We start from the raw sequence: 8,319 nt of genomic DNA on the forward strand, positions 1-8,319 counted from the left end.
GAGCATCGCCTCGTGAGGCGATGCTCAACCCCGTCATCCCCGGGCCTCTCAGGGGAGCAGCGCGGAGAGCCGCTGGTTCGGATCCGCGCAGCCCGCCGCCAGCAGCCTCTGGAAGTCCTCGACGATGCGGTCCACCGTCCGCGCTTCATAGAGGTCGCCGTTGGCCTGGGCCATCAGCGAGACGCGCTGGTCCTCCGATTCGGAGACGAAGAAGAACATGTTCACCATGAGGCTCGAGCCCTGGGGAATGTTCACGCGGTCGAGCTGAAGCCCTTCGAGCGAGGGTGCCGGGCCTCCGGACTTCTGGAAGTTCTGCATGTTCAGGCCGGGGAAGGTGCGCGCGCTCTTGCTGTCCGGGTTCATCCCGATCATGTCCAGCACCCGCTGATAGGGCAGGGCGGAGTGGGCGAGTGCGCCGAGCACCGCATCGCGCACGCGCGTGAGGAGTTCCTGGAAGGTGGGATCCCCTTCCAGGTTGGTGCGGATCAGCATGACGTTGGTGAAGCACCCGATGAGGTTCTCCACCTCGATGTGGTCGCGGCTCCCGATGTTGCTGAACACGGTGATGTCCCGGGCGCCGCTGCGCAGCGCGAGCAGGGCCTGGTAGGCGGCCATCGCCATCATGTAGAGCGTGACGCCTTCGCGGTGGCAGTACGCCTTGATGGCGGCGGACAGGTCCACCGGGAACGTCGCGGACGTGGACAGCGCGTTGTACGAGCGGGTGGCCGGGCGCGGCCTGTCGAAGGGGAAGTCGACCATCGTGACGCCATCGGCCAGGTGCCGGCGCCAGTAGGACTCGATCGACTCGAGGTGCTCGCCCTGCATCTGCTCGTGCTGCCACCACGCGAAGTCCGAGTACTGGATGCGCAGCTCGGGCAGCCGGGGTTGCTCGCCCCGGACGTAGGCCTGGTAGGCCCGGGTGACTTCCTGGAGGACGATGGCCTCCGACCAGCCGTCCCAGGCGATGTGGTGCGTCAGCATCAGGAGCATGTGCTCCTCCGGGCCCACCTGGTAGAGCCACGCCCGGAACATGGGCGGGGCCATGAGGTCGAACGGCGTCTGCGCGTCCTGGTACACGCGCTGGCGCACCGCTTCCTCGCACTGCTCCCGAGGCAGCCCGGTGAAGTCCAGCTGCTCCAGCTGGACCGGAGCCAGCGGGGGCACCTGGAAGGCGAACCCGTCATCGCTCCGGGCGTAGTGGGTCCGCAGGATTTCATGGCGCTCGACGAGCGTGTTCAGGGCCCGCTCCAGCGCGTCGACGTCGAGGCGCCCCTGGATGCGGACGCACCGCGGGACGTTGCCGGCGCTCTTCGGCCGGTTCGGGTTCGAGCCCGCGTAGCTGAGCCAGCGTCGCTGCGCCATGGAGGCCGGGCCCGTGGCGCGGCCAACCGGGGTGGGACGGCGCGGGGCGGACCGTGCGGGTGCCTCCTCCCGGGCATCCGCGCCGAGCTGCTCCAGGGCCCGGGCGAGCGCCTCGACGTCGCGGTGCTCGAAGAGGGCGCGCAGGGGCAGGTCGACGCCGAAGGTGGCGCGGATGCGCGACACGACCTGGACGGCGAGCAGCGAGTGTCCCCCCAGCTCGAAGAAGCTGTCGGTCGCGCCCACGCGCTCCACTCCCAGCACGTCCTTCCAGAGTTCCGCCAGCCGTTGCTCCACGGGCGTGCGTGGGGCCACGTACGCGGACGCCGGAGTGACGGAGGCGGACGCGTCCGGGGCCGGGAGGGCCTTGCGGTCCACCTTCCCGTTGGACGTCAGGGGCAGGGCCTCCAGCGTGACGAAGGCGGAGGGCACCATGTATTCGGGCAGCTTCGCCTGGAGCTCCTGTCGCAGCGTGGCGGTGTCCACCGCGTGTCCCGCCGCCGGTACCACGTACGCCACCAGGCGCTTGTCTCCCGCGCGGTCCTCGCGCGCGAGCACCAGCGCCTGCCGGAGGCCGGGCTGCTGTTCGAGCACGGCCTCGATTTCACCCAGCTCGATGCGGAAGCCGCGCAGCTTCACCTGGAAGTCGGTGCGGCCCAGGTAGTCAATCTGCCCGTCCGCGCGGAAGCGAGCCCTGTCGCCTGTCTTGTAGAGGCGCGCTCCTGGCGTGGTGCTGAAGGGATGGGGGATGAAGCGCTCCGCCGTCAGGGCCGGACGGCCGAGGTAGCCGCGGGCCAGGCCCCGGCCTCCGATGTAGAGCTCCCCGGGGACACCCACGGGCACCGGTTCCAGCGAGGCGTCGAGGATGAAGGCTTGCAGGTCTGGAATCGGCACGCCCACCACGCTGGCGGTGCCGCTGGCATCCCGCGCGCTCAGCGGGCGGTAGGTGACATGGACGGTGGTCTCGGTGATGCCGTACATGTTGATCAGCCGCGGCTGGCTGTCGCCATGCAGGGCGAACCAGGGTTGCAGGCTGCGGAAGTCCAGCGCCTCGCCTCCGAAGATGACGTAGCGGAGCGCCAGCGGCGGGGGCTTCTCCAGGGACTGCTCATGCTGGATGAGCTGACGGAAGGCGGAGGGCGTCTGGTTGAGGACGGTGACCGCTTCGCGTTGCAGCAGCGCGTGGAAGTCCCCGGGCGAGCGGCTCACCCAGTAGGGCACGACGACGAGTCGGCCGCCGTACAGCAGCGCGCCCCACAGCTCCCAGACGGTGAAGTCGAAGGCGCTGGAGTGGAAGAGCGTCCAGACGTCCTGCTCGCCGAAGTCGTACCAGGGCCGCGTCGCGGAGAAGAGGCGCAGGACGTTGGCGTGCGTGACGAGTGAGCCCTTGGGCCGCCCCGTGGAGCCGGACGTGTAGATGACGTAGGCGAGGTGCTCCTCGTGCGTCCCCGCGTCCACGTTTTCCGTCGGGAGGGTGGCGAGGGCGGGTCCTTCCGCGTCCAGGCACAGGACGTGCGCGGAGTGGGGCGGCAGGTTGGGGACGAGCGACGTCTGCGTGAGCAGCAGCGGAACGCCCGCGTCCTCCAGCATGAAGGCCAGCCGGTCGCGCGGGTGGGCCGGATCCATGGGCACGTAGGCCGCGCCCGCCTTGAGGATGGCCAGCAGCCCCACCACCAGCTCCACGGAGCGTTCCAGGTAGAGGCCGATGCGCGACTCGGGCCCCGCGCCCCGCGCGCGCAGCCACGCGGCGAGCTGGTTGGCGCGCGCGTTGAGCTCGCCGTAGGTGAGGTGGGTGTCCTCGAAGGTCAGGGCGCGCGCATGCGGCGTGCGGGCCGCCTGGGCCTCGAAGTGGCCGTGCAGCGTGCCCTGCTGGGCGAAGTGCGTCTGGAGGGTGTTCCACTCCGTGAGGAGCTGGCGCCGTTCGGGGGCGGTGAGCAGCGCGAGCCTTCCCACGCGCGTGTCCGGCGCCTGGAGCGCGGCGTCCAGCAGCACCTGGAAGTGCTCCGTGAGGCGCCCCGCGGTGGAGGCGTCGAAGAGGTCGGTGTTGTACTCCAGCGACCCGATGAAGCCGTCGGCGCCTTCCGCGAACTGGAGGGTGAGGTCGAACCGGGCGGTGGCGCTGTCCACCTCCACCGGCCGCAGGCGCAGCTCGGGCAGGCGCAGCGCGGACACCGGGGCGTTCTGCACCACCAGCATGACCTGGAAGAGCGGCGGAACACTCAGGTCGCGCTCGGGGCTCACCGCTTCCACCAGGTGCTCGAAGGGCAGGTCCTGGTGCGCGTAGGCGTCCAGCGTGCTGTCACGCACCTGGCGCAGCAGCTCGCGGAAGGAGGCCTCGGCGTTCACGCGGGTGCGCAGGACCAGGGTGTTGACGAAGAAGCCGATGAGCCCCTCCAGCTCCGCCAGCCTGCGGCCGGCGATGGGCGAGCCCACGCTGATGTCGTCCTGCCCCGAGTAGCGCGCGAGCAGCGTCTGGAAGACCGTCAGGAGCAGCATGAACGGCGTGGCGCCCTCGCGCTGGGCCAGCGCGTGCAGGCTCCTGGCGGTCGCGGGGGAGAGCGTGAAGCCGTGACGGGCGCCCCGGAAGGACTGCCTGGGCGGCCGGGGCCGGTCCGTGGGCAGTTCCAGCACCGCCGGGGCTCCGGCGAGTCGCCGGCTCCACCAGTCGAGCTGCTCCCGCAGCGCGTCGCCCCGCAGCCACCGGCGCTGCCACATTGCGTAGTCCGCGTACTGCACCGGCAGCTCCGCCAGCGGCGACGGCTCCCCCTTCGCGAACGCCTCGTAGAGGGTCGCCACCTCGCGCACCATCACGCCCAGGGACCAGGCGTCCGAGATGACGTGGTGGAGGGTGAAGAGCAGGACATGGGCGTCCTGCTCGAGGCGCAGCAGGGTGACGCGCAGGAGCGGTCCCCGGGCCAGGTCGAAGGGACGCCGGGCTTCCGCATCCATCCGGCGGTGCACCTCCGCCTCGCGCGCCTCGGTGGGCTGGGAGGAGAGGTCCACGCAGGTCAGCGGCAGCTGGGCCTCCGGTGAGATGTGCTGCCGGGCCTCGCCCGCCTCGGTGCGCAGGGACGTGCGGAGCACCTCGTGACGGGAGACCAGGGCCTCCAGGGCGCGCTGGAGCACGTCGACCTGGAGGACTCCCTCCAGGTGCAGGGCCATGGGGATGTTGTAGCTGGCGCTTCCGGGCTCCAGCTGATCGAGGAACCACAGGCGCTGCTGCGCGAAGGACAGCGGCACGCCGTCCTCGCGAGGGGCGCGCGTGAGCGGCGGCACCTGGAGCCCGGCTGTCCGCCCTTGCTGGAGCGCGGCGCCCAGCCGCCGGGCCAGCGTCTCCACGGTGGGGGCCTCGAAGAGGGCGCGCAGCGGCAACTCCACGCCGAAGCGGGCCCGCAGGCGGGACACCACCTGCGTGGCCAGCAGCGAGTGACCGCCCTGATCGAAGAAGTTGTCGTGGACCCCGACGCGCTCCACCTCCAGCAGCTCCGCCCAGAGCGAGGCCAACGCCTCCTCCAGCGCGTCGCGCGGCGCGGTGTAGTCCTCACCATGCGCCAGCGCGCTTCCCTCGGGGACGGGGAGGGCCTTGCGGTCCACCTTGCCGCTGGAGGACAGGGGCAGCGCCTCCAGGGTGACGAAGGACGCGGGCACCATGTACTCGGGCAGCTTCTCCTTGAGCCAGGAGCGCAGCGCGCCGAGGTCCGGAGAGGCCTCCGGGTGCGCGGGCACCACGTAGGCGACCAGTCGCTGGAGACCGGGAGAGTCCTCACGCAGCAGGACGACAGCTTCGCGCACGGAGGAGTGTTGGGAGAGGACGGCCTCCACTTCGCCCAGCTCGATGCGGAAGCCGCGCAGCTTCACCTGGAAGTCGGTGCGGCCCAGGGATTCGAGCTCGCCGTCCGGCAGCCAGCGAGCGCGGTCGCCCGTGCGGTAGAGGCGGGCGCCGGGCTCGGAGGAGAAGGGGTTCGGGATGAAGCGCTCGGCGGTGAGGTCCGGCCGGCCCAGATAGCCGCGCGCGAGGCCGGCGCCGCCCAGGTACAGCTCGCCGGGGACGCCGACGGGCTGGGGGCGCAGCCAGGCGTCCAGCACGTAGGCCCGCACGTTGTGGAAGGGCCGCCCGATGGTGACGCGGCGTGCGTCCACCTGGGCGTTGACGGTGGCGCAGATGGTGGCCTCGGTGGGGCCGTAGGCGTTGACGAAGCGGCGGCCCGGGGCGAAGCGCTCCACCAGTTCGGGCGCGCACGCCTCCCCCGCGGAGGTGATGGTTCGCAGGGAGTCCAGTTCGCGCGCGTCCAGTTGCAGCAGCACCGACGGCGTGAGCGTGGCGGCGGTGATGGACCGCTCCCGCAGCAGCGTTTGCAGGGGCGTGCCCGGCATCAGGTCCTCGCGCGGAGCGAGGTGCAGCTCGCCTCCCGCGAGCAGGACCGGCAGGACCTCCCAGACGCAGGCGTCGAAGCCCGCGGAGGAGAACTGGAGCACGCGGCTGGAGGCGTCCAGCGCCATGACGTCCACGGTCTGCAGGGCCGTGTTGCACAGGCCGCGGTGCTGAAGCAGGGTGCCCTTGGGCCGGCCGGTGGAGCCGGAGGTGTAGATGACGTAGGCGAGTGAGCGCGCATCCGGAGCAAGGCCCAGGTCGTCCTCGGACTCTCGTGCGAAGCGGGCCTCGTCGACATCGAGGCGCAGCACGTAGCCACGAGGGTCGAGCAGGTGCTCCAGCGAGGAGTGGGTGAGGAGCACGGGCGCCATCGCGTCCGTGACGATGAAGTCCAGGCGCTCGGAGGGCAGGTGCGGATCGAGCGGGAGGAAGGCACCGCCAGCCTTGAGCGTGGCGAGCAGGGCGACGACGAAGTCGGGAGAGCGCTCCAGGCAGAGGGCGACGAGGACCTCGGCGCCCACGCCGACGCGGCGCAGATGGCGGGCGAGCTGGTTGGCGCGCGCGTTCAGCTGGGCATAGGTGAGTGACTCCTCGCCGGAGCACAGGGCCGTGGCGTCGGGCGTGCGCGCGACCTGCGCTTCGAAGAGGCGGTGGACGAGGGGGACTTCGGGCAGCTCCCGGCGGGCCTCGTTCCAGTCGCGCAGCAGGTGTTGACGCTCGGCGGGCGTCAGCAGCTCCTGCCGGGCGAGGCGGGCGGAAGGATCCGCGACCACCGTCTCCAGGAGCAGGCGCAGGTGGTCACCGAGGCGCGCGATGGTCGTGCGGTCGAAGAGGTCCGTGTTGTATTCGAAGCTGCCGGCGATCCCCTCGGGCGTGTCCGAGAGGAACAGCGTCAGGTCGAACTTGGAGAGGCCCAGGTCCATCTCCAGCGGGCGCAGCGAGAGGCCCGAGACGGAGCGGGCCCTCGGCTCTGGCTGGTTGAGGACGAACCAGACCTGGAAGAGGGGACTGTGCGCCAGGTTGCGCTCCGGCTTCAGCTCCTCCACCAGCTTCTCGAAGGGAATGTCCTGGTGCGCGTAGGCGCCCAGCGTCGTCTCTCGCACGCGCTGGAGGAGCTCACGGAAGCTGGAGCCCTGCGGGATCCGCGTGCGCAGCACCAGGGTGTTGATGAAGAAGCCGATGACGCCCTCGAGCTCCGTCAGCCGCCGGCCCGCGATGGGAGAGCCCACGCTGATGTCGTCCTGTCCCGCGTAACGCGACAGCAGGAGCTGGAAGGCGGCCAGCAGCAGCATGAAGGGCGTGACGCCCTCGCGTTGGGCCAGGAGCCTCAGGGAGGCGGAGAGGTCCGGCGGAAGGCGCACGGGGTGGGACGTCCCGCGGAACGTCTGCACGGACGGGCGCCGGCGGTCCGTGGGCAGCTCCAGGTGCGAGGGGATGTCCGCGAGCTGCTCGCGCCAGTAGGCCAGCTGTCGCTCCAGCTCCGCTTCCCGCAGCCACTGTCGCTGCCAGACGGCGTAGTCGGCGTACTGCACGGGCAGCTCGGGCAGCGGTGACGGCCGGCCCTGGGTGAAGGCTTCGTACAGGGTCCCCATCTCGCGCATCAGCAGCGGCAGGGACCAGCCGTCCGAGATGATGTGGTGCATGCAGAGCACCAGCGCATGCCGCTCGTCGGACAGGCGCAGCAGGGTGGTGGTCAGGAGCGGGCCCTGGCCCAGGTGGAATGGCCGCTGGATGGCCTGCTCCGCGAACCTCCGGGCGTGGGGCTCGCGCTCCGCCTCGGGCAGATCGCCCAGGTCGATGCGCTCCAGCCTCAGCGGGGTGGGAGGCGCGACGCGCTGTACGGGCTGGCCTTCCTCCACCGCGAAGGTGGTGCGCAGGCTTTCGTGGCGGCGCACCAGCTCCGTGAAGCAGCGCTCCAGCACGGTCGGGTCCAAGGGCCCTTCCAGCCACAGCACCATGGGCATGTTGTACAGCGCGCTGCCCGACTCCAGCTGATCGAGGAACCACAGCCGCTGCTGCGCGAACGACAGCGGTGGGGACGCCGGACGCGCACCCGGCACCAGGGGCGGCAGCGTTGGGCCCACGGCCGCGTCGCCGCGCGAGTCGATGGTGCGTGCCAGGGCTTCCAGCGTGGGGGATTCGAAGAAGTCGCGCAGGGGCAGCTCCACTCCGAAGGTGGAGCGGAGGCGAGCGACCACCTGCGCGGCCAGCAGCGAGTGCCCCCCGAGCGCGAAGAAGCTGTCCTGCCGGCCCACGCGGGGAGCGCGGAGCACCTGGGTCCACAGCGCGGCCAGCGCCTGTTCCGTGGGCGTGGAGGGAGCAACGAAGTCCGCTCCAGACGCGTCGCGGGTGTCCGGTGCCGGCAGGGCCTTGCGGTCCACCTTGGCGTTGGAGGTCAGCGGCAGGGCATCGAGCATCACGATGGCCGAGGGACGCATGAACTCGGGGAGGCGCTCTCGCAGGAAGTCCTGGAGGGACGTCACGTCGAGCGACTGCTCGGGCTGAGCGACGACATAGGTCACGAGGCGCTTGTCGCCAGGGACGTCCTCGCGCACGAGGGCAATGGCCTGGCGCACGAGGGGATGGGC

The 8,319-nt window shown here is 71.2% G+C and carries 1 protein-coding gene; it reads right to left on the reverse strand.

Translation table 11 applies throughout. The features are described from left to right. Positions 1-48: 48 nt before the first annotated feature. Positions 49-8,307, reverse strand: a complete 8,259-nt coding sequence (locus D7W79_RS08730) for a non-ribosomal peptide synthetase (protein ID WP_120524879.1) — start codon at positions 8,305-8,307, stop codon at positions 49-51. Positions 8,308-8,319 lie beyond the last annotated feature (12 nt).

The organism is Corallococcus exercitus (assembly GCF_003611585.1).
In the GTDB taxonomy this organism is placed as follows: domain Bacteria; phylum Myxococcota; class Myxococcia; order Myxococcales; family Myxococcaceae; genus Corallococcus; species Corallococcus exercitus.